Below are 24,305 nucleotides of genomic sequence, written 5' to 3'. Positions count from 1 at the left end.
AAGAATGGCCGCTTTGCGTAAAACGCAAAGCGGCCAAGTTGATTGTGAAAAATCCCTATCCTACAAAACCCTCGTAGATCGCGCGTACAGCATTCTCATAATCGTCGTTTTTGACGCCGATGATAATACTGATTTCACTTGATCCCTGATTGATCATTTTCACATTAATTTTCTCATTTGCGAGCGCTGTAAAAACAATTGCGGCAATTCCAGGACGGTGGACCATGGCCTGTCCGACAATTGCAATCATAGCCATTCCCGAGGTTATTTTAATCAAATCTGGTGAACATATCTTTCTAATTTCTCGCACAACCTTTTGTTTTTTTCCATAAAGTTGTTTGTCATTAATGATGATGCTTAACGTATCAATACCCCCTGGTATGTGCTCAAAACTGATATCATTTTTCTCAAGTATGGTGAGAATTTTTCTAGCAAATCCAACCTGTCTGTTCATGATCGCCTTTTCCACTCTAATTGACGTGAAGTTTTTGCGACCAGCAACGCCCGTGATAACCCACGGTTTTCTTCCTTGTCCACCATCAGCAACAATGAGCGTTCCACTATTGCTAGGATCATTGGTGTTTCTTATGTTGATAGCAGTCCCTGTGTTTCGAAGAGGGAACATTGCTTCTTCATGAAATACACCGGCTCCCATATAGGAAAGTTCACGTTGTTCACGGTGAGTCATTGATTCAATTTTCATCGGCCTCTCAACCACTCTGGGATCTGCCATTAGAAAGCCTGACACGTCGGTCCAGTTTTCGTAGACAGCTGCTCTAACTGCGCAGGCAATTATTGCCCCCGTTATGTCAGAGCCACCTCGAGAAAAAGTCTTTATGAATCCATCTTGCGAGGCGCCGTAAAATCCTGGGATGACAGCTTTTTTGCCTTTGAGGATTTTTCCAATCTGCTTATAATCCTCAATGTGTTGTCCTTGCCTGTTAAAATTAATGCAAGTTGCTGGGTCCACAAAATCATATTCAAGAGCAATGGCAATAATTTTGCCCATAAGGTATTCACCTCTACTGATTGCATAGTCTAATGTTGCACCAGAGTTAATCCAGTGCGCAATTTCTACCATTTCTGCATGAATATCCAGCTTGATTCCAAGCTCTTGAACTATTTTAGAAAATCTATTGCTAACAATTTTCTGTACTCTTGCGTAGGAATGGCCGTTTTTGTGAAGCTGATGCCATTTCTCCAAAAGGGACGTAATTTTCTTGTCTTTGGAATGTCGCTTACCTGGGGCAGAGACTACAATGTATTGAAGCTCACTGTCTGCTTGAATGATGGCCAAAACTTTCTTTATCTGATTTGCGTCAGCAAGCGAGGTTCCACCAAACTTTGCGACTTTAATGTTTGCATTTATACCTTTACGTTTCATTGCGTGTCTATTTCTATTGGTTGTGTGTTGATTTATTGATTTAATTTACTACTATCTATCTGGTCAAAATACTACATAATTTAAGGTCTAATGTCCATTTTTTCATTTCTTTGTATTTTATCGATATTAGGCTTCATAAGCTAGTGTTAAACAGTTTACATGCACCACTTCATCCGCCTCTATTTTTTGTAAGTATTCATATACAACCCTACGGCACTCTTTTATTGTTGAGCCTGTTGTCATCACATCGTCCATAATTAAAATCTGCAATATAGGACTCTTGTTTTGATCTGTTTGATTGGTTTGACTAGTTATTTTTTTCAGGAGTAATTTTATACGGAATTTAAAATAATAACTTAATTGATATGCTCCGACTGTTTGTATACTGCGCTCATTTTTATTTAATCCCTTCTGTAAATCCTTGTTCAAATGAGGAATTATTGAATAGGGGATATATTCAAAGTTTGAGCAAACCGGCTTATCTGTGATTGTAAATGATTTGTTTTTACAAATTCCTTCAAAAAATCTTCTTAAATTCCTTATAAATAAGTGCATATGGTCAAAACTTTTTTTATTATGCCAAAATGAGGATGAAGGCACGCAAATAATGATATTTTGCAAATTTTCATTCACAAGTTCTTTAGCTACAGCCCTTAGTGGAATAAGGCTGTCTTGCGATTTATAAAATGTCTTATCGGTCTTAAATGACCATATCATTTTCTTTACATCGGCGTCTCCATAGCAAAAAATAGATTTAATTTTGCTATTTTCTCTTTTGTCTTCTTTTTCTTCACAATTAATTTGTTTATTGTTCATATTTTATTTTTTATGGTGTATACTATTAATAATAATGTTACGCACAGTAGAATGTCTGTATGGCTATTTATTGTATAAATAGTAAAGACAACACTGTATACATTTACATAACACACCTATGTCAAATTTTCTCCAAAGAATTTTCCAAGAAAACAACCAAAGCGTCATTGGTGTTGATATTGGCTCTTCTTCTATCAAGGTTGTGCAATTAAAAAAGCATCGTGGCAAGGCCGTACTTGAAACATATGGAGAAATTGCCCTTGCTCCATATGCAGGTCTTCAGGTTGGGCAGGTAGCAGTCCTGCCTGCTGAGAAAATTGCAGAGGCTATAAAAGATATTATTAAGGAAGCGAATGTCACAAGTCTTATTTCTGGAGTTTCAATTCCATTTAAATCTAGTCTTGTTTCCCTTATTGAGTTACCAAAAGTGAGTGATGCGGAGCTAAAAGAAATGATTCCCCTTGAGGCAAGAAAATATATCCCTGTTCCAATAAGTGAAGTGACTATGGATTGGTGGGTAATCCCTAATGAACATGGTGATTTAGATTTTGTGGACGCAGAAGATGAAGAGGGTGAAAAAACAAACGTGCCACAGAAGGTACAGGTTTTGGTTGTATCAATTCATAATGAAGTTCTCAGTAATTATAGTTCTATTGTAAATCAAGCTGGGCTTGATACTGGTTTTTTTGAAATTGAGATGTTCAGTAGTACAAGAGCTTTGATTTCTGGGGAAATTGAGCCTGTGATGATTTTTGACATGGGCGCAGCGGCTACAAAAATTTATATGATTGAAAGAGGTATAATTAAATCATCGCATATAATAAATAAAGGATCTCAAGAGGTTAGCACTAGTATCTCTAAGGGAATGAATGTTACTTTTGATAGTGCTGAGCATATGAAAAGGTCTCTTGGAACCCTAGCTCCAGCTGATGAGCAAAAAATATATGAAATTATTTCTCTTACTATGGATTATATTTTTTCAGAAGCAAATAGTGTACTTTTGAGTTACCAAAAAAGATTTAATAAAACTGTCTCAAAGGTTATTTTAACAGGAGGTGGTGTTGCTATGAAGGGGATTGTAGAAATGGCCGCAGCAAACTTTCAAACAACCGTAGAGATTGGAGATCCATTCAGTAAAGTTGAGGCACCTGCTTTTTTGGAGGGGGTATTGAAGAATGCGGGGCTAGAATTTGCTGTTGCTGTTGGGATTGCGCTAAGAAGACTTCAGGAGGTGTCATAAAAGCTGTATAAGAGTGAAAAACGATTTTACTTGTGGAAAACTTTTGAAAAACAATGCATTAAAATTGCAATTAGTGGTATACTATATTTAAATAATTCTTATGGAAACAAAGTTCCAATCATCATTTATACCAAAGCAACCGGTTAACGAACCAGTTAGGTCAAGAGCTGGCTCAAATATTTTCTTCTTGATTTCTTTTTTGATTTTTATTGCAAGTGGTGTGGCATCTGGTGCTGTCTATTTGTGGAGCAATCAATTGGATAGCAAAATTGCAGCAACAAACAATAGTTTAAATTTGGCCAGAAATTCATTCGATCAAAATACCATCAAAGAGTTTACTCATTTAAATGATAAAATAAATTCCGCTGATTTTCTTTTGAGACAACACGTTGCTCCATCAGTACTATTTGGAGTGATAGGGGATACAACACTTAAGAATGCAAGATTCACAAATTTCAAATATACAAACGCTGGTGGTGATAAAATTTCTATTTCCATGAGTGGCGAGGCTGTTAGTTATGAAGCTGTTGCGCTTCAAGCTAGTGCTTTTACTAATCCTAAATTAAGAAATGTTTTTAGAAACACTATTTTTAGTGACCCTGACCTAACTGCTTCTGGTAAAGCTGTGTTCTCTTTCACAACTGGAGTTGACCCTACTCTTTTGAATTATTACAAGATGAAGTCTGATCCAAATAATCAGGTTTACAAGAGGACTCCTCCATCTGATACTACGGTCGACACTACTCAACCAGCTAATGTAACAGGACAATAATATGAAAACCCTCGCACAAATATTTTTTATAGCTTCGGCCGTAGCTGCGTTTATTTTCTATATAAATCCAAACTATGCATTAATTCAGCAAAAGCAAGCTGATCTTCAAAAATTAGATGAAGCAAACGGTAAGGCTATGGAGTTAAGGGTTAAGAGAGAGAAATTGACATCTGATAGAAAGAAAATTGATGATGTTCAATTAAAAAATCTAGATAAGTTTCTCCCAGATGGAGTAGAAAACGTTAAGCTTATTATCGATATTCAACACATCGCCAATCTTGTTTTGTCTCAAAATATAAGAGGCGCAAAGGTTATCGGAGGTGCATCTAAGACTGGAGCTACAGGGAATGCTTCACCAAGCATAGGGTCTGATAACAAAAAATATGGAACAATCGCGCTTAACTTTGGCGTCACAACATCATATGATCAGTTTATTCTATTTCTACAAAGTCTTGAAGATAACCTTCGTCTAGTTGATGTTTCAGAAATTTCCTTTACAGCAGCAGACAATGATAAATATGATTTTAATGTGACCCTGCAGACTTATTGGCTAAAATAAAAACATGATTGAAACACTTAAAAAATTTAAATATTTAATCATCATAATCGTAGTTTTGATTGTTGCTTTTATTGCTTATACTATCTACACAAGCGGCGCTCCAACTACGGACTCTTCAACACTTCAGAAAACTTCTGTTGATACATCAACTACAGGCGCTGCATCTACCGGTTCTGTTGTGCCTAATAATGAATTAGCTAAGAGCTTCGTTGATCAATTACTTGCAATACAAAGTGTTGATTTAAAAGTGGCCTACTTTAAGGACCCTATATTTTTAGGGTTAGTTGATAATCACCTAGAAATACAAGTCCAAGAAATTGGTAGACCAAATCCTTTTGCACCAATCGGATCTGATTCCGGACAATCATCAGGTAGTTTCCAGGATATATCTGGTAATATTACAAATACGGCTGGAACTTCAACCGCTACATCCTCCGCTGTAAAATCTCCAGTGCTCGTTCCAAAAACTGCAACATCAAGCGCTCCAGCGGCCGCAACATCAAGCGCTACTAAAAAGAAAGCTGTTCCAGTGGCACTTCCACAATAATAAAATAAATATGAGTTTTTTAGACGTATTAGCAAAGCAAAATGTGATATCAGCGGAGGATATCCCATACATATCAGATGAAGCAACAACCACAGGTCAATCTGTAGAGGATATTTTGCGTGCCAAACAGATTAGTAATACAGCAATAGTAAAAGCAAAAGGTGAGTATCTTAAAATACCAACAAGAGAACTTGACGGAAAGGACATTGCTTTTGATGTTTTAAAATATATTCCAGAAGAATCTGCAAATCACTATAAAATTATTCCACTTGGTATTTCCGATGGAGTTCTTGAGGTTGGAATTGTGGATCCTGAGAATATTGAGGCGAGAGACGCTCTTAATTTTATTTCAAATAAGACAAATATGCCTTTTAAAATCTTCCTTATCTCTGAGGATGATTTCACCCAGGCATTAGCCGCTTATAATGGAATTGCCGGAGAAGTTAATAAAGCTCTCGGTGATTTAGAGACTGAATTTTCAGCAGAAGAGGTTGAAATGATGAAGGATAGAGGTGATCTTGGTAAGGCTCCTGCTGTTGGGGGAGCACCTAATATAATTGAAGACGCGCCAGTTACAAAAATTGTTGCAACAATCTTACGTTATGCAATTGAGGGAGGAGTATCTGACGTTCATATTGAACCAATGAAGGATAGAGTTCGTGTTCGTTTCCGAGTAGACGGTGTTTTATATACAAGTATTGTTTTGCCTGCAAAAGTTCACGACGCTCTTGTTGCGCGTATTAAAATTCTTTCCAATATTAAGCTCGATGAAAAACGTAAGCCACAAGATAACCGTTTTTCCGCAAGAATTGACGGAAGAAAGATTGACTTTCGTGTATCTACATTTCCAACATATTATGGAGAAAAAGTTGAAATGCGTATCTTGGATCAACAAAAAAGTGTTCAAAAACTTGATGAGTTAGGGTTTCCAGAGAGAAATCTTAAATTAATTAAAGAGGCATTAGATAAGCCTTATGGGTTAATCCTTATTTCTGGTCCTACAGGATCTGGAAAGACAACAACCCTTTATTCTATGGTTAAGGAGCTTGATTTGGAAGAAAACAATGTGCTGTCACTTGAGGATCCGGTTGAATATAATATTGAGGGATTAAGTCAGTCTCAGGTTAGACCAGAAATTGGATATACTTTTGCAACTGGATTGCGTACTACTCTTCGCCAGGACCCAGATATTATAATGGTTGGAGAGATTAGAGATAAGGAGACGGCGGAGTTGGCTATTCAAGCCGCTCTTACTGGTCACTTGGTGCTATCAACAATTCACACCAACTCAGCTGTTGGTATTATCCCTAGACTTGTGGACATGGGAATTGACCCTTATCTTATTGCTCCTACGTTGATTTTGGGAATGGCACAGCGTCTTGTTGGTAAGTCATATGAATCTGCTGTTACGACAATTCCAGTAGAAGGAAGTATTAAGACAATTTTTGACAAATTCCTTGAAGAAATCCCAACAGAATTTAGAGGGGTTATTCCTGAAATGAAGGACGTCTATAAAATTAGTCCCACTCCAGATTGTCCACGTGGAACAAAAGGAAGAATCGCTGTAACTGAAATGTTTGAGGTGGATAAAACAATGCAGGAAATTATTCTAAAAGAGCCAACTGAAATTGCAATTACAAAATATGCAAGAACTCAAGGTATGATTTTAATGAAAGAGGATGCTACAATCAAGGCTTTAAATAAAGTTATTCCGATGGAAGAAATCAGTAAAGTTTAGTAAGATCTATTGCGTAGAGAGAAGTGTTTTTTTTATGTTGGAATGTTACTATCTACATTTTTTTGTAATTGTTTTGTGATATAATAAAAACATGAACGGAGATATACCATTTAAAGTAATGATTGTGGATGATGATAAGTTTTTATTGAATATGTATTCAATAAAATTTACCAATAATAGATTTGATGTTACTTTAGCTGGCAATGGTTTGGTTGCTGTTACCAAACTAAAGGATGGATACGAACCTGATGTCATTCTTCTGGATGTTGTAATGCCTGTAATGGATGGCATAGAGGCGTTGAACGCAATCAGGGTGGACGGCCTAGCAAAGAGAGCTGCTATTATGATGCTTAGTAATCAAGGACAGCCATCTGATATTGAGAAGGCCAAAAGTCTTGGTGTTGATGGTTATATTGTTAAGGCAACATCTATTCCATCAGAAATTGTCACAGAAGTTTTTGCTCTTTTAGAGAGAACAAAAGATAGAAGGGTAGGTGTTTCTATATAATTTTAAACTATTAAAATAAAAAATATGAATTACGAACAAGAATTAAAAGACCTTTTATCAACAGTTACCCTAGAGGGGGCGTCTGATTTACACTTGTCTGAGGGTAGACATCCAACAGTTAGAGTTAATGGGGTTTTAATTCCATTAGTTAAAAAACCACTTCTTACACATGATGATATTGATTCCTTGTTAAATTTAATGATAGATGAAGCTTCTCGTAAAAGATTTTTAGACAATAAAGAGTTGGACTTCTCGTATCAGTTTAATGAAGTGTCAAGATTTAGAGGTAATGCGTATATACAAAGAAGTGCTCATACTATTGCACTTAGACTTATTCAAAATAAAATAAAGACACTTAAGGAGTTAGGGTTACCAGAAATTCTGGAAAGCTTTGCCAGAATGAAGCAAGGTTTCTTTTTGGTAGTTGGTCCAGTTGGACAAGGCAAGTCAACAACCCTGGCGTCTATGGTTGAACTTATTAATCAAGAAAGAGCAGAACATATTATCACAATTGAAAACCCCATTGAATATTTGTATGAACAAAAGAAATCTATTATTGACCAAAGAGAGATTTTTGTTGATACAAATAGTTTTGAAGCTGCACTAACCTCAGTTTTGCGTCAAGACGTTAACGTTATTCTATTGGGAGAGATGAGGAATACGGAGACAATATCAGCTGCGGTAACAGCAGCCGAGACTGGTCACTTAGTTCTTTCAACACTTCATACTAATAATGCATCGCAAACCATTGATAGAATTATAGATTCATTTCCACCTGAACAACAGGATCAAATTAGAACACAGCTGGCATCATCCTTAACCGGAATATTTTCACAAAGATTAATTCCAAAAATTTCAGGTGGAATGGTTCCTGCCTTTGAGCTTATGATTGCAAACAACGCAACAGCAAACTTAATTAGAGAGAAAAGATCATATGAAATAAATACCGTAATTGAAACGGGAATGGGTGATGGTATGATTGATATGAATAGGTCCCTTGCGGAGCTAGTAAGACGTGGGGAAATTTCAATTGAATCTGCATATAAGCATTCTTTGAATCCAAAAAATCTAGAAAGAATGGTATAATTTAAACAAATCTAAAAAAGATGTTATTCAAATACAAAGCAATAGGAGAAGGTGGAGCCGAGAGTGAAGGAACAATTGATGCAATCAATGTTGATATTGCCATAAACTCTCTTCAAAGAAGAAATCTGACAATTTCCTCAATTAAGCCAGCTGAAGATAAAGGTCTTTTAAGTAGAGATTTGGCTATTTTTGGTACAGGTATCTCAAACAAGGATATTGTTATTTTGTCTCGTCAGTTGGCTACACTCTTTACTGCGCAGGTTTCTGCTCTTAGAATCTTTAGATTGCTAGCGGGGGAAATGGAGAATAAGAATCTTAGAATAATTCTTTCAGAAGTTGCAGAAGATATTCAGGGTGGTACATCCATGTCATCTGCTTTGTCAAAGCATCCAAGAGTTTTCTCCTCTTTTTATACAAACATGATCAAGGCGGGGGAGGAGTCTGGTAAGTTGGATGAGACATTTGAATACCTAGCTGACTATCTTGATAGAAGTTATGAAGTTTCATCAAAGGTTAAGAATGCCTTAATTTATCCAGCCTTTGTTATCTTCACATTCTTTGCCGTTATGATTCTGATGCTTACTGTGGTTATTCCAAAAATCTCTTCAATTATTCTTGATTCTGGACAAGAGGTTCCTATTTATACAAAAATTGTTATTGGACTTAGTAATTTTATGGTGAGATATGGATTCTTCTTTTTGGCGGTGTTCATTGCAGGAATTATTTTACTTATTTATTACGCAAGAACACCAGCTGGCAAGGACTCGTTTGCAAAATTTAAATTAGAGATTCCTTATGTAAGTAGTTTGTATAAGAAACTGTATCTTTCAAGAATTGCAGATAACATGAACACACAGCTAATTTCTGGTGTTCCTATGGTTAAAGCACTTGAACTTACAAGTAAGGTTGTGGACAATAAAGTTTATGAAGATTTGTTGAATGACGCATTGGAAGCGGTTAGAGGTGGTAAGTCATTGTCTGATTCATTGATGCCCTATCAAAAAGAAATTCCAGGAATTATGGTACAGATGGTTAAGGTTGGAGAGGAGACGGGAGATGTGGGTGGAATTCTAAAGACTCTTGCTAAATTCTATCAAAGAGAGGTTATGCAAGCAGTTGATACACTTGTGGACTTGATTGAACCTATTATGATTGTTGCACTTGGTCTTGGTGTTGGATTCTTGCTCGCGTCAGTTTTGATTCCTATTTACAACGTGTCTTCATCTATGTAGTAATTGGGAAAGAAGGAAAAAAGTAATGGACGCAAATGACCTATCCACACATCAAAATAGCCTATTTGTATATATAGTATATAATTAAACATACGTGAATGTCTATTTAAGACACTCACGTAATTTTGAAATCAAAATCAAGTTAAAAATCAGTTTCGGTTTTCGGCCAGTCTCATTGTTATAACAATTAAATTTAAAAATAGTTTATGAAAAATTCAAATAAAGGTTTCACATTGATCGAGCTCTTGGTAGTTATTGCTATCATCGGTATTCTTTCATCTGTTGTGTTAGCTTCACTTACAACAGCGAGAACAAAAGGACAGGATGCAGCTATCCAATCTGAGCTTTCAAACATGAGAGCTCAGGCGGAGTTGTATTATTCGACAGCTGGAAGTTACAGTAGTTCTGCTGACTGTACCGGTGGTATTTTTATCGCAGATACAGGCTTAAAAACTCTTATAACGGATGTTAAGACAAAAACTTCACCAGTAAATTCCGTTTATTGTACCGCATCAACTACAGCTTGGGCTGTAGCAGCAAAGACGTCTGGCGCATATTGGTGTGTAGATAGTACTGGAAAATCAGCTTCTACAACAGGAAATACAGTTACGGGGGGTGTTTGTGGAAGTTAATTTGACATAGTTTGGGAGAATTAAAAACCGAGTTTGGAGATATTCCGGCTCGGTTTTTTTGTTGTTCTAAAATCACAAAATACAGCTGGAAACTACCCAATCGCCAGCACACCAATAATAATGTATTATATAGACATGACCATTTTCTTATCATTTGCCTTTTTTATTTTTGGCGCCATTATTGGAAGTTTCTTGAATGTAGTTTTATATAGATTTAATACAGGGAGGGGGTTGGGGGGTCGCTCTAAATGTCCATCGTGCAGAAGAACATTGTCTGTAATAGACCTGTTCCCAATTTTCAGTTGGATATTCCTAAAAGGAAAATGTAGAACGTGTAAAAGTAAGATATCTCCACAATATGTATTGGTAGAGATTTTCACTGCCGTTCTGTTTTTGTTTGTATATTTAAAAAACGCAGCAATACTTGAGGTGTCGCCATTAATTTTTGGTGTATCTGTAGGGGTATCTTTAATAATTATGTGTTTGCTGGTTCTGATGACAGTTTATGATTTCAAGCATAAAATTATTCCCGATGAATTCTCATACGCATTTGCTGCTATAGCATTTCTTCAGATTTTTCTCAGCTTCAATTATGAAACTTCTAGTATTCTTTTTGGCATACCACTGAACTTTGATGGGTATATGATGCTACTTTCTGGAATCTTCGTTGCATTTCCATTCTATTTCATTTGGCTTATCTCAGGAGGGAAGTGGATGGGACTTGGTGATGCAAAGCTCGGGTTAGGAATCGGATGGCTTCTTGGAGTTAAATATGGCTTCTCAGCTGTTGTTTTTGCCTTCTGGATTGGAGCAATAATATCACTTATTGCAATGGGAGGCGTTGCTGTGATGAAATTTATATCAAAAAAGACGGCAAACAGAAAGAATAGAATGGGAATACAAAGTGATTTCAAGCAACTGTATTCTGTTAAATTTCAAAGTGAGATACCGTTTGCACCATTCCTAATACTTGGACTGTTGATTGTATTCTTCTTAAATATTTCTGTAATGGATTTTCTTGCGATATTTAATTCATAATTTACTATTTTCTTGTTTTCTGTTGTGTTACAATATAGCTAATGAAGGTAATTTTTTCTAAAAAAAATAAGCAGATTGTAAAGCTAAAGAATGGGGGGTTTACTATGATTGAGCTTATTGTTGTTCTTGGTATTTTTGCTGTAATTATGGGTGCTGCATTATTTAATCAGACTGGATTGAATAGTAGTATTTTGATAACGAACCTTGCGTATGAGACTGCACTTTCTGTAAGAGAGGCACAGACCTATGGTATTGGAGTGAGAGCAACAGCCTCTGCCAATCCTAATTTTAATATGGGATATGGTGCGTATTTTGATATGGGAATTTCAAATCAAGTTGTTGTATTTGGTGACGCTGATGATAACAAAGTGCCCCGCATACTTGAGTCTGATGGTCAACCATCAGAAGTTCAATCAATGTATCAAATTCAGAACCAGAGAGGAAATAAAATTACAGGAGCTTGCGTCGCCCATGGTACTGACCCTGCCTGTATGTCTCTGCAATCTAGTGAAAAACTAGCTATAATGTTTAAAAGACCAAATCCTGAGGCTACTTTTTATGTTGTTGATGCTAGTCTTGGTGTCACTCAGGCTGTGGGTCCTGCAAGAATTATTGTAAACAATGCGGAGGGGACAAACTGTAGAGCTATTGTAGTTGAAGTTACTGGGCAGATAAGAGTTGAGAATCCGGGGGTTCCTAATCCAGGACTTAATTGTACAACACCCACTACTCCAATTCCGTAAAATAATGTGAGGTTCTATTGAAAAATAGTAAATAATAAAAAAATGATTAGAAATAATAATAAAAATAAAACTGAAAAGAATACCAATCAAAAAAGAGGTTTTACCCTTATTGAGGTTATGGTTTCTGTTAGTTTATTTGCTATGGTTATGACTCTGAGTCTTGGAGCAATCTTATCTATCGTTGATGGTAACAAAAAAGCTCAAGCAATAAATGCTGTAGCTAATAACTTAAACTTTGCAGTCGAAAGTATGGTCAGAGACATTAAAACAGGATATGCTTACACCTGTACTGTGAATGTTATTTCAGCATCCACGACTTCTAATCTATCTGGTGATAATGGTTGTACTCCCAATACGTCGTTCTTCTCTATTTCCCTAGTATCCACAATTACAGGTGAAAAAAGAGGTGTTAGATATTATCGTGAAGTGACAGACGGTAAGGGTAGAATATGGAAAGAAACCCGCACAGGGTCCGAAGTCGTTTCCCAATATCCATTAACATCACCAGAAGTTGATATTAAGGATTTAAAATTTGTTGTGAGTAATCCCATCTCTGCAAATTATACTGGTCAACCGAGTGTGTTTCTTACGATGAATGGAACGGCAAATGTGAACCCAACCCAGACTTCTGATTTTACAGTGCAGACATATATTTCTCAAAGAAATCTAAATCTACCAAAATAATAAATATGTTCCTGAAAAAAATAAAATTAAATATTGGTAAGGTGAGAAGTAACGCAGGCTTAACTATGGTAGAAACTTTGGTCGCAATTTCTATTTTGACAATTGCTGTTATTGGGCCTCTCGGAATTATTGCGCAGGCTTTGCATTCATCGTATTACACAAGAGACCAAATGACCGCTTATTATCTGGCGCAGGAGGCAATTGAATATGTAAGGAATTTGAGAGATGTTCAGAGCATTGGAATTACGGGGTTTTACGTTGATAATGCGAAATATGCTGATAGAAGAATATGGCTTGGAGATAATACAGCTGACGGTGTATTCGGAACCAAGATGATACTGACGGCTCCTAATGCTGCAACTACTAAGACAAATACAGTATCCTTGACTATAGGTGTTGGTGGATATCAATTTGATGCATACAATGATAATTTTTTAAAGATTGGGGATGGTATTTTTGGTAAAACAACAGGGAGTGTAGTAACAGATTCTATATTTAAAAGAGAGATATATTTTGAAAGAGTACCTATGCCTACAGGTACTCAACCGGCAGTCCCGCAAGAAATTGTTATGGTTGTGAATATGTATTGGAAAACTGGAAGTAGTCAATCAAAGCTTACTTTAAAAGAGTATTTTACAAACTGGGCTTCTAAAAATGGTTTATAATTTAAGTAATATAATTACAATATGATTAATTTAAATAAACTGATGAAAAACAAAAAGAACAGCACAAGAGAAAGCAGATCTTCTGGTTTTACACTCTTTGTGGCTATGGTTGTCTCAAGCCTTCTGCTTGCTGTTGGTTTTTCTATTGGGAATATTATTTTGAAGCAATTACTTCTTGCAGGCTCAGGAAAAGATTCACAGATTGCTTTTTATGCAGCTGACTCTGGCTCTGAATGTGTACAGTTTTGGGATGTAAAAAATGCTGATGGAACAAATGTTTTGGATGATGGTCCATTTTCTGCATCTTCTACTGTTGTCGCAGCTACACCTACACCTATACCTATACCCACCGAAAATGCAACTATTCGTTGCGGAGCTGGTAAAATATATGCATCAAAAATGGTGTCTTTTGATGCAGCAACCTCAACTTTAATTATTGATTATTCAAATAATACCGATGGATATCCGTCTTGTGCAAAAGTCGTGATTGCTAAAGGTTATAATAGTGCAACAGATGATTTGGGTAATACAGAAAACGTACCCTACACCAGAATTATTTCTAGAGGATATAATTCTGGTGTAACAGCCGATAAAATAGGTTGTAATACTGCAAATCCAAGAACGGTAGAAAGAGGTCTGGATGTACAATACTAATGATTTAGGACTATGTATGACTATTGGGTGTTTGAGTGCCGTCGTGACTGACCCCGTGCTTAAATTGTGTTAAACTGTTGCTATGACTCAATCTAAAAAAGAGCAGGGTGGTAATCAGAGTGGTGAGCAAACAAAGGCTGAGATTAGGGAGAGAATGAAAAAGCTCGCTCTTGCTATTGAACACCATAGATATAATTATCATGTACTTGATAAGGAGGAAATTTCAGCAGAAGCCTTAGACTCATTAAAAAGAGAGTTATCCAATCTAGAAGCAATGTATCCTGACTTGGTTGATGCTGATTCTCCATCGAAACGAGTAGCAGGAAAACCGCTAAAGCAATTTGAAAAAGTCATTCACAAAGTTCCTCAATGGTCATTTAATGATGCATTCACAGAGCAGGACATGAGAGATTTTGATGCGCGTGTTGAAAGGCAATTAACATCAGTGCTCGGTGAATCTAATATTAAGTATACGTATGACTGTGAACTTAAAATTGATGGATTAAAGGTTGTTCTGGAATATGTTGACGGCGTTTTGATTCAGGCTGCAACTAGAGGGGATGGAAAAGTTGGTGAGAATGTAACGATGAATGTTAGAACAATTCAGTCCGTACCTCTTAAATTAAGAAAGCCGATTTCTGTTATTGCGGAAGGGGAAGTGTGGCTTAGCAAAAGTAATTTTGAAAGATTAAATAAGGAGCAGGAGCATAAGGGATTGCCTTTGTTTGCTAATCCAAGAAATGTTGCAGCTGGATCAATTAGACAATTGGACTCAAAAATTGTTGCTGATAGAAAATTGGATGTTTTTGTTTATGATCTTGCTCAATTGGGAGGAGGTAAAATTTTAGAGCCTGAAACTCAAATAAACGAGTTGGCATTTTTGGCAGACCTTGGGTTCAAGGTTAATAAAAACGCAAAGCATTGCAAGGATATTGATGAAGTTATAAGTTTCTGGAAGAAATGGCAAACACTTTCCAAAAAAGAAGACTATTGGATTGATGGGGTTGTGATTAAAGTTAATGAAGTTAAATATCAAAAAGCTCTTGGCTACACTGGAAAAGCGCCAAGATTTGGTATCGCCTTTAAGTTTCAAGCAGAGCAAGTGACAACTGTTGTTGAGGATATTAAATTACAGGTTGGAAGGACTGGTGTTTTGACACCTGTTGCTCATTTAACTCCAGTTGAGGTTGCTGGTTCTGTTGTTTCTAGAGCGACACTTCATAATGAAGATGAAATTGATCGCCTTGATGTTAGAATTGGCGATACTGTAATTCTGCAAAAAGCTGGCGATGTTATTCCCGACATTGTAAGTGTATTGAAGGAAATGCGAACAGGAAAAGAAAAGAAATATAAATTTCCTACGTATGTTCCAGAATGTGGGGGAGATGGAAGTATAGAAAGAATTCCAGGACAATCTGCTTGGAGATGTATTGCAAAAGATTCTGATGTTCAACAAAGAAGAAAATTGTATCACTTTGTTTCTAAAAAGTGTTTTGATATAGACGGATTTGGACCTCGTCAAATTGATATATTCGTTGAGAATAATTTAATCTCTTCATTTGACGATATTTTTACTCTAACTCGTGGTGATATTCTTGCACTTCCAAGATTTGCTGAAAAGTCCGCTGATAATTTGATAGAGGGAATTGAACGTTCAAAAAAGATTAGTTTGCCTAGATTCATATTTTCATTATCAATTCTTCATGTAGGGGAGGAGACTGCAGAGTGTGTGGCTGGAAAGTTTAATACATTGGAAAAGCTGATGAAGGCAAGTGTTGATGATTTAAGAAGTGTGGAGGGAGTGGGTGATGTTGTTGCAAATTCTATTTACGATTGGTTTCAAAGTGCAGCCAATTTAGAATTAGTAAATAGATTATTAGAGTATGTGGAGGTACAGAAGTTTGTATCACCACTTGAGGCATTAAAAGACAGAGTTGCTAGTATGGGTGTAAAGGCTGGAGATGGATCGAAGGGGGATAAAGAGAAGTCTGTCAACTTTATTGGTAAAACCTTTGTTCTAACCGGTTCGCTCCCAACTATGACCCGCGATGAAGCAAAAGATATAATCAAGTCACTGGGAGGTGATGTTAATAGTTCTGTGTCCGCCAAAACGGATTATGTTTTGGCGGGCGAAAGCTCGGGATCCAAATATGAGAAAGCACTGGAATTAGGTGTTAAAATAATCGATGAAAAGGAGTTTAGAAAGCTGTCTGGATTATAATAGTTGACTTGACTCACGCTACCATAAGTATATACTTATGGTATATGAAAACACAGGTCAATCTAAAGATAGATAATGATGTAAAGGTACAAGCCCAGCAAAGAGCCTTTGATCTAGGGCTGTCTTTGAGTTCAATAGTGAACGCAACACTAAAGCAATTTGCAAGAACTGGTCAGCTTGAATTTTCTACATCAACAACCATAACACCACGTTTAGAGTCTTTAATTGTTGAAGCAAGGAAAGAATATAAAGAAGGTAAAACCTCGGGCCCATTTGATAATACCAATGATTTAATGAAGCATCTTAATTCTTAATCTCTAGTCGTCATAATGAACCTTACTAATGATAATAACCACTACCAATAAATTTGATAAGCAATTTAAAAAACAGGACCAAAGAATTAAAAATGAGTTCAGGGCTAGAATAGGAATTTTTATAAAAGACTCAGGTGATAGGTCTCTAAATATTCATAGACTATCTGGTAAGTTAAAGGATTTATGGAGTTTGAATGTAACAGGGGATGTTAGAGTTATTTTTGATAAAAGTCAGAAAGATGTGGTTATTCTAGTCGAAATTGGTTCGCATAGCGAACTTTATTAGTAGAGTTTAATTTTAATAAAATGTACTACATTTTATGAAGATAGGCCTAAGTCTCACCAGACCTCGACATTTGAAAATCGTCCCAATAATGCTACTATAACAAACATGACAATCACATCAGAAGATATACAAAAATTGGCTAGCCTTGCACGTATTAAGGTTGCAAATGAAGAGGCTGAGCAATACGCTACGGAGATAAGCCATATTCTGAAGTATGTAGATCAAATACAAGAGGTGACAGAAGGTGCTGATACTACAAGCGCTTCAATTAAAAACCCATCGGATCTTTCTCATAGAAATGTAATGAGAGATGATGTTGCTGATCAATTGCTTAATCCAGTTCCACAAAAGCTGGTAGAGGCTGCTCCAAAGCATCAAGATGGATTGGTGGAGGTTAAGAAAATTCTCGGCTAACGATTTGGGGTCAGGCACCATGGTGCCTGACCCCAACAAAAAATATGACTACAATAGATCTAAAATCACTCACAATATCATCAGTAAAAGAAATGTTTGCAAACGGCACATTAACCAGTGTTGATTTGGTGCAAGCTTATCTTGATCAAATAAATTTAAAAGACAAAGATATAAATGCATTTAGAGAGGTTTTTGCAGACGCACTTGAACAAGCAAAAAAAGCTGATGACGAAAGAAAGGGAGGAGGAGACCTTTCAGCGAGAGCCCTGCTTGGAATTCCTTTTGCAATCAAGGACAATATTTTAACAGAAGGAAAGCACGCGGGAGCTTCATCGAAAATCCTGGAAAATTATATTAGCGCCTATGATTCAAATGTAATCACAAAACTAAAAGCAGTCGGAGCTATTTTTATCGGAAGAGTGAATATGGATGAATTTGCCATGGGAGGTTCAACTGAGAACTCCGCATATGGGGTAACAAAAAATCCAAATGATTTATCTCGTGTTGCCGGAGGCTCATCAGGTGGATCAGCGGCTTCGGTTGCAATGGACGCCGTACTTGTTTCACTTGGATCAGATACAGGTGGATCAATTAGACAACCCGCAAGTTACTGCGGAGTAGTTGGACTTAAGCCAACATATGGAAGAGTTTCTCGTCATGGACTAATGGCGATGGGGTCGTCACTAGACGTAATCGGACCAATCGCAAAAACAGTTGAAGAAACGGAACAAATTTTTAATGTAATAAAAGGACAGGATAGATATGACGCAACCTCACTTTCAGATGAAGAGGTGAAGAATACAGTCGCAAATACATCAAGAATAGATTTGAATAAATTAAGAATAGGAATTGTTCCTGAGCTTATGAATATGGGTGGAATTGATCCAGCTGTTCTTAAGAATTTAAATGAATCAATAGAAAAACTTAAAAAAGCAGGGGTTGAGATAAAAGAAGTTAGTCTTCCTCATATAAAATATTCACTAGCTGTTTATTATATTTTGATGCCAGCTGAGGTTTCATCGAACATGGCAAGATTTGATGCTGTAAAATACGGTTCAAAAATTGAGGGCGATGATTTACTTGGTGACTATCTAAATACCAGAGGGGGATTATTGGGAAAGGAAGTTAGAAGAAGAATAATTTTAGGAACCTATGTGCTTTCATCTGGATATCATGATGCGTATTATAACAAGGCCAATATTGTCAGAGATTTGATTGCACAAGATTTCAAAAAAGCATTTGAGGAAGTTGATGTCATCCTGACACCAACAGCACCAAGTCCAGCTTTTAAAATTGGCCAAAATACTAGTGATCCAGTTCAAATGTATTTAGAAGATATATTTACGGTTACTGCAAACCTAATTGGAATCCCAGCTATTTCTGTTCCATCGGGTTATGTAGAAGCAGAAGAGAAAGATTCTTCAAGTGTAAATTCTATAGAAAATAATGGGGGAAAAATAAAATTACCACTTGGTATTCAATTCATGGCACCGTCATGTAGAGAAGACGTTTTGTTTGCAATAGGAAAGAAGTTTGAAGAGGTGAGATAGTCATTGTTTGATTGTATTTGGCGTTATGTTGTCGATTTTTTTCGATAAAGCTGTATAATATAAGTATGATGAAAACTAAAACTAATAGAGAAAGAGCTTTCACTTTAATTGAGCTTCTCGTTGTTGTTGCGATAATCGCACTAATGTCATCAATTGTTCTAAATAATCTTGCTAGCACAAGAATGAAAACTAATGATACAAAGATAACAGAGGACTTGAGGCAGTTTAGAATAGCTGCAGATCTTTATTATAATGATACACATACATTTCCGCCAACAGATGGAACTACCGTTGCGCTGAATAATCAAAAGGAAAATAAGGTTTTGGGTTTGCAGAGAACGGCTGGACACAACAATGAACAAAGAGCAAATTGGGCAAACAAACTTTCGTTTTTTATTAAAAAGGCTGATGCATCAGCCACACATAGTACGACACAGCTTTGTGTAAACTTTGATAATGCGGCGGCGGCATTGGTAGCAAAAAAATACATGCCAGCCGTACCCGTTCACCCATATGATGATGATGCAGCAGGGATTTGTTATAAGGCAATTAAAACTGACACAACGTTTGCAACTTACTCTATTTTGACAGCTCAAGTTGGAGTAAGTGGAGGTGGGTCAGAATCAAGTGGTATTATAAACAAGAGAACTGGTTTTATTTTAGGGGACACGAGTCCTGCGGCTATTGATGTTTTGAATAATGGAGGCGAAAACGAAAATGGGTACACGTATGGTGTTGTGGAGTATACTGTTGGAGCTGGTGAATCTGAAGTTTCTGAGAGACCCTTCCCTGCAGGACATGATGGTTTAGAGGCATCTACCAATATAAGCGACTCCGTTGATGCCGTTGCTGGTATTACAAATGGTGCCCCTGCTATTTCTAATGGTTCAGGAGGAAGCTTCTATGAGACTGTCTTTGCTCCAATCGTAAATACCATTACTTCTCCATCTCCACAGGAGAATACAGCAGATCTTTGTAACGATCATATCGATAATGATGGTGATGGAGCTAGTGATAATTATGATGCAGATTGTGCCGGTTTTTTGCACTCGGGTGCTCACCCTTTTCTATCACGTCCTGAAAATACTTTAACAACATGTCATGACGGTATAGATAATGATTTGGATAATGATGTGGATTCAGCGGATACGGATTGTACTACTGAGGCTGTTTGTCCTGAAGGTCTGGTGTTCCTTACAGACGGAACGGAAAATACTGCCAATGGTACATGCGCAGCCTCGGTTGATCAAAGAAAGACGTCTGTTGAACCTTACTGTGCTGGAGCAACGGAGACCACATATTTTGACTATGTAACTAACACCTGTGTTGACACCGGCACCAGCACCCCCCAGTAAGGGAAACTAATTCTACTTTAGGCAGTAATACTGTATGTTGGTGGGGAATTTAATCGAAAATTTGTACATATTCTAATTAGTCTTTCTCTTTGCTCATCTAGTATGATAGAATTACAATACAATGGCAGATAAAAAACCAGATGCAAAAAAACCAGCAAGTGCTGGGGCTTCAGACCATATGTTCGCATTGGAAATTAAGATATTTTCAGTTGTCGCTTTTATTGTTCTTATTTATCTTGCAACCGGGAAAAGAGTTTTAGAGAATTTGGGGTACGGACAAGGAAAGTTGACTACAGACTCAACTGGTTTTATAAATCAGGCTCTGGACTCATTCAATTCACTATTTAATATGGTGATATTTTTCTCTGTTTTTTTAATTCTATTTTTCCTTCTTGCGTCCTTTTATTTAAAAAATAAGCAAAAGGAAATTGTTACTTTGTATAAAACTAGTTTACCAAAAGGTTATATCGCAAGTATTTCAAGTACTGCGGGTTCACAGAGTGGTGTATCGCAGGGGGGTGTTGGAGAAGGTGTGTCTGAAGGTGGTACAGACTTGTCTGCCGGTAAGCCTGTACTTAATCCATCTGGAGAAAATAAAAAATGGGAAGATATTTTAGGTCACATAGCATCTACAAATTCTTCAGATTGGAGAATGGCAATTCTTGAAGCTGATATTTTGCTATATGAAATGCTTGATCAAATGGGTTACGATGGAGACACTATCGCAGACAAATTAAAAGCAATTGAGTCCTCAGACTTTAATACACTTGATTTGGCATGGAGGGCTCATAAAGTTAGAAACACCATTGCTCATGAAGGGTCTTCATATGAGTTGTCACATGAGCAAGCTCAAAACACAATAGATTTATACAGAAAGGTTTTTGCTGAATTCTATTTTATCTAGGCTGACTTATTGCTATTTGGTATTTTAGACTAAAACCTGAAAAGGATTGTCTTTTATTACAATATGTTATATAGTACGAAGGTATTCATATTTGATATAGATACAAATTGCGGGGGAGTGTTACAGTCGCACGCGAGGCTCATAACCTTGTAGATCCGGTGCAATTCCGGACTCCGCAACAATTTAAAAAAAAAAGCTCCTAATAGGGGCTTTTTTGCTGGGTAGATATTAATCGTAAAAAATGCATAAAATAGAGCCTTCTATAAAGCTTGAAAATTAGGTGTTTTTGTATTATAGTGTCTGTACGTCGACGTAGCTCAGTTGGTTAGAGCGTGGGACTCATAAGCCCAAGGTCGGAGGTTCGATCCCTCCCGTCGACACACTTTTTTAATGTTCGCAATTGTCATTAATTTTTTCGAATATATAATAATACCACTCCAGTATTTAAAATTAACAACAACAACTTTTTCAAAAAATGGTCGCCTAACATGGCTTATATTTTAGGTTTTTTATTTGCAGATGGTAACATAATTAAAACTAAAAGAAATACTCATTTTATCTCTTTCTATACGGCTGACAGGGAACTTCTTATTTCTATTGCTGAAGTAATGAAATTACCACATAAAATATCTGAAATAAAATCAGAAACGGGGTCTGTATATAGGGTCCAAATTGGAAGCAAAGAAATGTTTAATGACCTTGTACTCCTTGGACTTACCCCAAATAAGTCATTAAGAATGGATATTCCTACCATTCCAAAAAAATATGAAGGAGATTTTATTAGAGGGTATTTTGATGGGGATGGAAATATCTGGGTAGGGCATACTAATAAAACAAGAAAAAAACCAACATCCGTGATGTTTGTAGCCTTTACTTCTGCTAGTAAAATGTTCTTAAATAATCTATTTAATATGCTTAATTCTTTAGGTTTGGACGGTGGAAGTTTATTTAACCTTAGAAGTGGAAATTATAGTAGATTACAGTATAGTACCCGAGACTCTTTGAAAATTTATAAAATCATGTATAATACGACGAGTAAGCTTTATCTGGACAGAAAAAAGCTTATTTTCGAAGGATTCATGAAAATGCGGCTGTAGCTCAACGGTAGAGCACTCCCCTGTCACGGGAGAGGCCGTGGGGTCAGCACCCATCAGCCGCGCAAAGAAACAATAAAAAGAGTCCTAGCAATAGGGCTCTTTTTTTTGTGATTATTTTTCTGCATTGACAAAAATCACGAGAAGAATAGCATTAAGACAGATGTGAAGATGTTATCGATTCCTTGCATCAGAACCCTGAACTAAAATACAGAACCCTAGAATCACAAAGAATATGAATGCAAAATTGTTTCTTACAGCATTACTTGTCCTTGCTCCACCAGCATTTCTTTTGACGAGTTGTGTGCCGATGATTGATTATAGCAGTCAAGCATACACACCTGGGTATGTCGAGGAGGTGATTGTGGAAAGTCCCCAGTATTATGGGTACGAACCATATCGTAATTATTATCGCGGAGGTGGATACTATAATCGTTACGATAACCATAACTACGGATCAAGTTATGGAGATCGTGGATATACAAGTGGTTACGGTCACAGTGTTGGCGGTAATCATGGATATAGTGGTTACAACGGTAGTTACAACCGTGGTGTATACAACACGCCAGGAAGAGGAGGTGGATATGGTCAGCACCAAAACTTTGGGGGCAATCAACACCAAGGTGGACACGGTCATAACAATAGATGATCATTGACAAAAAATATGATAGGAATAGCATTAGTGAGGACCGGAGGAATACTCCTTTCCTGATGTCAGAAAACCAAAACCAGAATCAGAACAAATGAAAACTAAACTGTTGACTGTTGTCGTTACGATGGTGTCGCTTGTTTTCACAAACTGCGCCATGCCAAGTGGTACTCCCGAACAGCGCGCTCGCCAAACTGAAGCTAATGCCAAGATGGGCAATGCTGTCGGAATGGCCGCATTGGGTGTTGCTGCTGCTGCGGTAGGGGGTGCTGTCCTCAACAATTCCATGAACCGTCCGACTGTTCCGTACGGTGGCTATGGCCGCCGTGGCTACTACCGTGGACACTACGTGGAACCATACTACAATCCATACGCTAACCCGTTTGGCTGGTGATTACCAATCATTACAATATGATTCTATTCTCAAACACCCTCTGGGGCACATTATATGTGACCCAGAGGTTTTTTATTTCTGCTAAAATTCTGGAACATGAGGGCTGTGTTAGGAGCGTAATATAGAAGTTAAAAATTTGGAGCAGTACACAAATTTGGCTCAGATATGCTAGTATCTAATTATATGAAAAACATCATAACTAACATTCCAGAGAATTCAGTGGACCCCGTAGTAGACTTCTTATATGAAGTTGGAATCTTAGCAAAAACACCTCGTAGTTGGTCTGCGTTTTTGGGCAGCGGACAACAAAGTGTTGCTGAACATATTAACAGAGTTGTTTATATTGGATTTTGCCTAGGTCACATAAATGGAAAAGTTGATGTTGGAAGAATCGTTCAAATGTGTCAATTCCACGACATAACAGAATCTAGAATTTCTGATTTAAATTATGTTCATCAAAAATATACAGAAAGACTAGAGGAGAAGGCTGAAAAAGATTTGGTTGATTCATTGCCGTTTGGAAATAAAATAGGGGAGTTGTTGCATGAATATCATGAAAGAACTACATATGAATCACAGCTTGCAAAAGATGCAGATAATCTAGAATTTTTAATTTCACTAAAAGAGCAAATTGATATTGGTAATGAGAGAGCAAGGACTTGGGTTAAATCTACAATAAGTAGACTAAAGACGGATGAAGCAAAAGACTTGGCAGAGAAAATATTAAATATAGAATCTGATCATTGGTGGTTTGGTGATAAGGATGATGCTTGGTGGGTAAATAGGAATAAGAATTAAAAAAAGGACCGCAGAATGCGGTCCTTTT

Annotated in this window: 27 protein-coding genes and 2 tRNA genes; 27 read left to right on the top strand and 2 right to left on the bottom strand. The window is 36.9% G+C overall.

Annotated elements, in window-relative coordinates; all coding sequences use genetic code 11:
* Positions 1-55 precede the first annotated feature (55 nt).
* Complete coding sequence (locus tag WCQ00_00400) at positions 56-1,384, bottom strand: aspartate kinase (protein ID MEI6042018.1); 1,329 nt, start codon at positions 1,382-1,384, stop codon at positions 56-58.
* 126 nt (positions 1,385-1,510) lie between these two features.
* Entirely contained in the window at positions 1,511-2,200 is a 690-nt protein-coding gene (locus tag WCQ00_00395; GenBank protein ID MEI6042017.1) for a hypothetical protein, read from the bottom strand.
* Between the two features lie 118 nt (positions 2,201-2,318).
* Here WCQ00_00395 and pilM point away from each other — a divergent pair, with 118 nt between their 5' ends.
* The 27 genes from pilM to WCQ00_00260 all read left to right on the top strand — a co-directional run bounded on the left by pilM (position 2,319) and on the right by WCQ00_00260 (position 24,277).
* Positions 2,319-3,440, top strand: a complete 1,122-nt coding sequence (pilM, locus tag WCQ00_00390; protein ID MEI6042016.1) for a type IV pilus assembly protein PilM — start codon at positions 2,319-2,321, stop codon at positions 3,438-3,440.
* A gap of 100 nt (positions 3,441-3,540) precedes the next feature.
* On the top strand, positions 3,541-4,212 hold the full coding sequence (locus WCQ00_00385) for a hypothetical protein (GenBank protein MEI6042015.1): 672 nt from the start codon (positions 3,541-3,543) through the stop codon (positions 4,210-4,212).
* Position 4,213: 1 nt separating this feature from the next.
* A complete protein-coding gene (locus WCQ00_00380; GenBank protein MEI6042014.1) occupies positions 4,214-4,771 on the top strand; it encodes a hypothetical protein in 558 nt (185 codons plus the stop codon).
* A gap of 4 nt (positions 4,772-4,775) precedes the next feature.
* The gene (locus WCQ00_00375) at positions 4,776-5,318 is read left to right on the top strand and encodes a hypothetical protein (GenBank protein ID MEI6042013.1); all 543 of its coding nucleotides are present in this window, start codon (positions 4,776-4,778) and stop codon (positions 5,316-5,318) included.
* 10 nt (positions 5,319-5,328) lie between these two features.
* Complete coding sequence (locus WCQ00_00370) at positions 5,329-7,056, top strand: GspE/PulE family protein (protein MEI6042012.1); 1,728 nt, start codon at positions 5,329-5,331, stop codon at positions 7,054-7,056.
* 91 nt (positions 7,057-7,147) lie between these two features.
* Positions 7,148-7,564: a response regulator gene (locus tag WCQ00_00365; protein MEI6042011.1), complete on the top strand. Its 417-nt coding sequence runs from the start codon at positions 7,148-7,150 to the stop codon at positions 7,562-7,564.
* Between the two features lie 24 nt (positions 7,565-7,588).
* Positions 7,589-8,650 (top strand): PilT/PilU family type 4a pilus ATPase, encoded by a 1,062-nt coding sequence (locus WCQ00_00360; protein ID MEI6042010.1) that lies wholly within the window; start codon positions 7,589-7,591, stop codon positions 8,648-8,650.
* Positions 8,651-8,670: 20 nt separating this feature from the next.
* A complete protein-coding gene (locus WCQ00_00355; protein MEI6042009.1) occupies positions 8,671-9,882 on the top strand; it encodes a type II secretion system F family protein in 1,212 nt (403 codons plus the stop codon).
* Positions 9,883-10,088: 206 nt separating this feature from the next.
* Positions 10,089-10,514, top strand: coding sequence for a type II secretion system protein (locus WCQ00_00350; protein MEI6042008.1), 426 nt, complete (start codon positions 10,089-10,091; stop codon positions 10,512-10,514).
* A 33-nt stretch (positions 10,515-10,547) separates the two neighbouring features.
* Entirely contained in the window at positions 10,548-11,552 is a 1,005-nt protein-coding gene (locus WCQ00_00345; GenBank protein ID MEI6042007.1) for a prepilin peptidase, read from the top strand.
* Positions 11,553-11,593: 41 nt separating this feature from the next.
* Positions 11,594-12,295, top strand: a complete 702-nt coding sequence (locus WCQ00_00340) for a prepilin-type N-terminal cleavage/methylation domain-containing protein (GenBank protein ID MEI6042006.1) — start codon at positions 11,594-11,596, stop codon at positions 12,293-12,295.
* Between the two features lie 42 nt (positions 12,296-12,337).
* A complete protein-coding gene (locus WCQ00_00335; protein MEI6042005.1) occupies positions 12,338-12,979 on the top strand; it encodes a type II secretion system protein in 642 nt (213 codons plus the stop codon).
* Positions 12,980-12,984: 5 nt separating this feature from the next.
* The gene (locus WCQ00_00330; protein ID MEI6042004.1) at positions 12,985-13,644 is read left to right on the top strand and encodes a hypothetical protein; all 660 of its coding nucleotides are present in this window, start codon (positions 12,985-12,987) and stop codon (positions 13,642-13,644) included.
* A gap of 21 nt (positions 13,645-13,665) precedes the next feature.
* Entirely contained in the window at positions 13,666-14,298 is a 633-nt protein-coding gene (locus WCQ00_00325) for a pilus assembly PilX N-terminal domain-containing protein (GenBank protein ID MEI6042003.1), read from the top strand.
* Between the two features lie 82 nt (positions 14,299-14,380).
* The gene (gene ligA, locus WCQ00_00320) at positions 14,381-16,519 is read left to right on the top strand and encodes an NAD-dependent DNA ligase LigA (protein ID MEI6042002.1); all 2,139 of its coding nucleotides are present in this window, start codon (positions 14,381-14,383) and stop codon (positions 16,517-16,519) included.
* A gap of 44 nt (positions 16,520-16,563) precedes the next feature.
* Positions 16,564-16,833: a DUF6364 family protein gene (locus WCQ00_00315; protein MEI6042001.1), complete on the top strand. Its 270-nt coding sequence runs from the start codon at positions 16,564-16,566 to the stop codon at positions 16,831-16,833.
* A gap of 28 nt (positions 16,834-16,861) precedes the next feature.
* Complete coding sequence (locus tag WCQ00_00310; GenBank protein MEI6042000.1) at positions 16,862-17,119, top strand: type II toxin-antitoxin system mRNA interferase toxin, RelE/StbE family; 258 nt, start codon at positions 16,862-16,864, stop codon at positions 17,117-17,119.
* Positions 17,120-17,224: 105 nt separating this feature from the next.
* Complete coding sequence (gatC, locus tag WCQ00_00305; GenBank protein MEI6041999.1) at positions 17,225-17,533, top strand: Asp-tRNA(Asn)/Glu-tRNA(Gln) amidotransferase subunit GatC; 309 nt, start codon at positions 17,225-17,227, stop codon at positions 17,531-17,533.
* A gap of 44 nt (positions 17,534-17,577) precedes the next feature.
* On the top strand, positions 17,578-19,083 hold the full coding sequence (gatA, locus tag WCQ00_00300) for an Asp-tRNA(Asn)/Glu-tRNA(Gln) amidotransferase subunit GatA (GenBank protein MEI6041998.1): 1,506 nt from the start codon (positions 17,578-17,580) through the stop codon (positions 19,081-19,083).
* Positions 19,084-19,148: 65 nt separating this feature from the next.
* Positions 19,149-20,438: a type II secretion system protein gene (locus WCQ00_00295; protein ID MEI6041997.1), complete on the top strand. Its 1,290-nt coding sequence runs from the start codon at positions 19,149-19,151 to the stop codon at positions 20,436-20,438.
* A gap of 121 nt (positions 20,439-20,559) precedes the next feature.
* A complete protein-coding gene (locus WCQ00_00290; protein ID MEI6041996.1) occupies positions 20,560-21,342 on the top strand; it encodes a hypothetical protein in 783 nt (260 codons plus the stop codon).
* A gap of 306 nt (positions 21,343-21,648) precedes the next feature.
* Positions 21,649-21,722: transfer RNA gene (locus WCQ00_00285), tRNA-Met, on the top strand.
* 108 nt (positions 21,723-21,830) lie between these two features.
* Complete coding sequence (locus WCQ00_00280; protein ID MEI6041995.1) at positions 21,831-22,439, top strand: LAGLIDADG family homing endonuclease; 609 nt, start codon at positions 21,831-21,833, stop codon at positions 22,437-22,439.
* A tRNA-Asp gene (locus tag WCQ00_00275) sits at positions 22,430-22,501 on the top strand. The genes WCQ00_00280 and WCQ00_00275 overlap by 10 nt, the downstream gene beginning before the upstream one ends.
* Positions 22,502-22,671: 170 nt before the next feature.
* Entirely contained in the window at positions 22,672-23,085 is a 414-nt protein-coding gene (locus WCQ00_00270; protein MEI6041994.1) for a hypothetical protein, read from the top strand.
* 94 nt (positions 23,086-23,179) lie between these two features.
* Positions 23,180-23,479 (top strand): hypothetical protein, encoded by a 300-nt coding sequence (locus tag WCQ00_00265; protein MEI6041993.1) that lies wholly within the window; start codon positions 23,180-23,182, stop codon positions 23,477-23,479.
* Between the two features lie 183 nt (positions 23,480-23,662).
* Positions 23,663-24,277: an HD domain-containing protein gene (locus WCQ00_00260; protein MEI6041992.1), complete on the top strand. Its 615-nt coding sequence runs from the start codon at positions 23,663-23,665 to the stop codon at positions 24,275-24,277.
* Positions 24,278-24,305: the final 28 nt, after the last annotated feature.

The organism is bacterium, from assembly GCA_037127815.1.
Lineage (GTDB): Bacteria > Patescibacteriota > Minisyncoccia > Phycocordibacterales > CAIZLB01 > CAIJKW01.
Note: the sequence above shows the minus strand (reverse complement) of the source record. Positions and strands in the feature narration are given on the sequence as shown.

What these genes read in the sequence shown, in the direction of transcription:
- WCQ00_00385 (MEI6042015.1), top strand. Translation starts at nt 3,541, where the DNA reads ATGGAAACAAAGTTCCAATCATCATTTATACCAAAGCAACCGGTTAAC.
- WCQ00_00350 (MEI6042008.1), top strand. Translation starts at nt 10,089, where the DNA reads ATGAAAAATTCAAATAAAGGTTTCACATTGATCGAGCTCTTGGTAGTT.
- WCQ00_00365 (MEI6042011.1), top strand. Translation starts at nt 7,148, where the DNA reads ATGAACGGAGATATACCATTTAAAGTAATGATTGTGGATGATGATAAG.
- WCQ00_00355 (MEI6042009.1), top strand. Translation starts at nt 8,671, where the DNA reads ATGTTATTCAAATACAAAGCAATAGGAGAAGGTGGAGCCGAGAGTGAA.
- WCQ00_00395 (MEI6042017.1), bottom strand. Translation starts at nt 2,200, where the DNA reads ATGAACAATAAACAAATTAATTGTGAAGAAAAAGAAGACAAAAGAGAA.
- WCQ00_00280 (MEI6041995.1), top strand. Translation starts at nt 21,831, where the DNA reads ATGGCTTATATTTTAGGTTTTTTATTTGCAGATGGTAACATAATTAAA.
- WCQ00_00315 (MEI6042001.1), top strand. Translation starts at nt 16,564, where the DNA reads ATGAAAACACAGGTCAATCTAAAGATAGATAATGATGTAAAGGTACAA.
- WCQ00_00335 (MEI6042005.1), top strand. Translation starts at nt 12,338, where the DNA reads ATGATTAGAAATAATAATAAAAATAAAACTGAAAAGAATACCAATCAA.
- WCQ00_00380 (MEI6042014.1), top strand. Translation starts at nt 4,214, where the DNA reads ATGAAAACCCTCGCACAAATATTTTTTATAGCTTCGGCCGTAGCTGCG.
- WCQ00_00295 (MEI6041997.1), top strand. Translation starts at nt 19,149, where the DNA reads ATGATGAAAACTAAAACTAATAGAGAAAGAGCTTTCACTTTAATTGAG.
- WCQ00_00340 (MEI6042006.1), top strand. Translation starts at nt 11,594, where the DNA reads ATGAAGGTAATTTTTTCTAAAAAAAATAAGCAGATTGTAAAGCTAAAG.
- ligA (MEI6042002.1), top strand. Translation starts at nt 14,381, where the DNA reads ATGACTCAATCTAAAAAAGAGCAGGGTGGTAATCAGAGTGGTGAGCAA.
- gatC (MEI6041999.1), top strand. Translation starts at nt 17,225, where the DNA reads ATGACAATCACATCAGAAGATATACAAAAATTGGCTAGCCTTGCACGT.
- WCQ00_00325 (MEI6042003.1), top strand. Translation starts at nt 13,666, where the DNA reads ATGATTAATTTAAATAAACTGATGAAAAACAAAAAGAACAGCACAAGA.
- WCQ00_00370 (MEI6042012.1), top strand. Translation starts at nt 5,329, where the DNA reads ATGAGTTTTTTAGACGTATTAGCAAAGCAAAATGTGATATCAGCGGAG.
- gatA (MEI6041998.1), top strand. Translation starts at nt 17,578, where the DNA reads ATGACTACAATAGATCTAAAATCACTCACAATATCATCAGTAAAAGAA.
- WCQ00_00310 (MEI6042000.1), top strand. Translation starts at nt 16,862, where the DNA reads ATGATAATAACCACTACCAATAAATTTGATAAGCAATTTAAAAAACAG.
- WCQ00_00360 (MEI6042010.1), top strand. Translation starts at nt 7,589, where the DNA reads ATGAATTACGAACAAGAATTAAAAGACCTTTTATCAACAGTTACCCTA.
- WCQ00_00330 (MEI6042004.1), top strand. Translation starts at nt 12,985, where the DNA reads ATGTTCCTGAAAAAAATAAAATTAAATATTGGTAAGGTGAGAAGTAAC.
- WCQ00_00270 (MEI6041994.1), top strand. Translation starts at nt 22,672, where the DNA reads ATGAATGCAAAATTGTTTCTTACAGCATTACTTGTCCTTGCTCCACCA.
- WCQ00_00290 (MEI6041996.1), top strand. Translation starts at nt 20,560, where the DNA reads ATGGCAGATAAAAAACCAGATGCAAAAAAACCAGCAAGTGCTGGGGCT.
- WCQ00_00400 (MEI6042018.1), bottom strand. Translation starts at nt 1,384, where the DNA reads ATGAAACGTAAAGGTATAAATGCAAACATTAAAGTCGCAAAGTTTGGT.
- WCQ00_00260 (MEI6041992.1), top strand. Translation starts at nt 23,663, where the DNA reads ATGAAAAACATCATAACTAACATTCCAGAGAATTCAGTGGACCCCGTA.
- pilM (MEI6042016.1), top strand. Translation starts at nt 2,319, where the DNA reads ATGTCAAATTTTCTCCAAAGAATTTTCCAAGAAAACAACCAAAGCGTC.
- WCQ00_00265 (MEI6041993.1), top strand. Translation starts at nt 23,180, where the DNA reads ATGAAAACTAAACTGTTGACTGTTGTCGTTACGATGGTGTCGCTTGTT.
- WCQ00_00375 (MEI6042013.1), top strand. Translation starts at nt 4,776, where the DNA reads ATGATTGAAACACTTAAAAAATTTAAATATTTAATCATCATAATCGTA.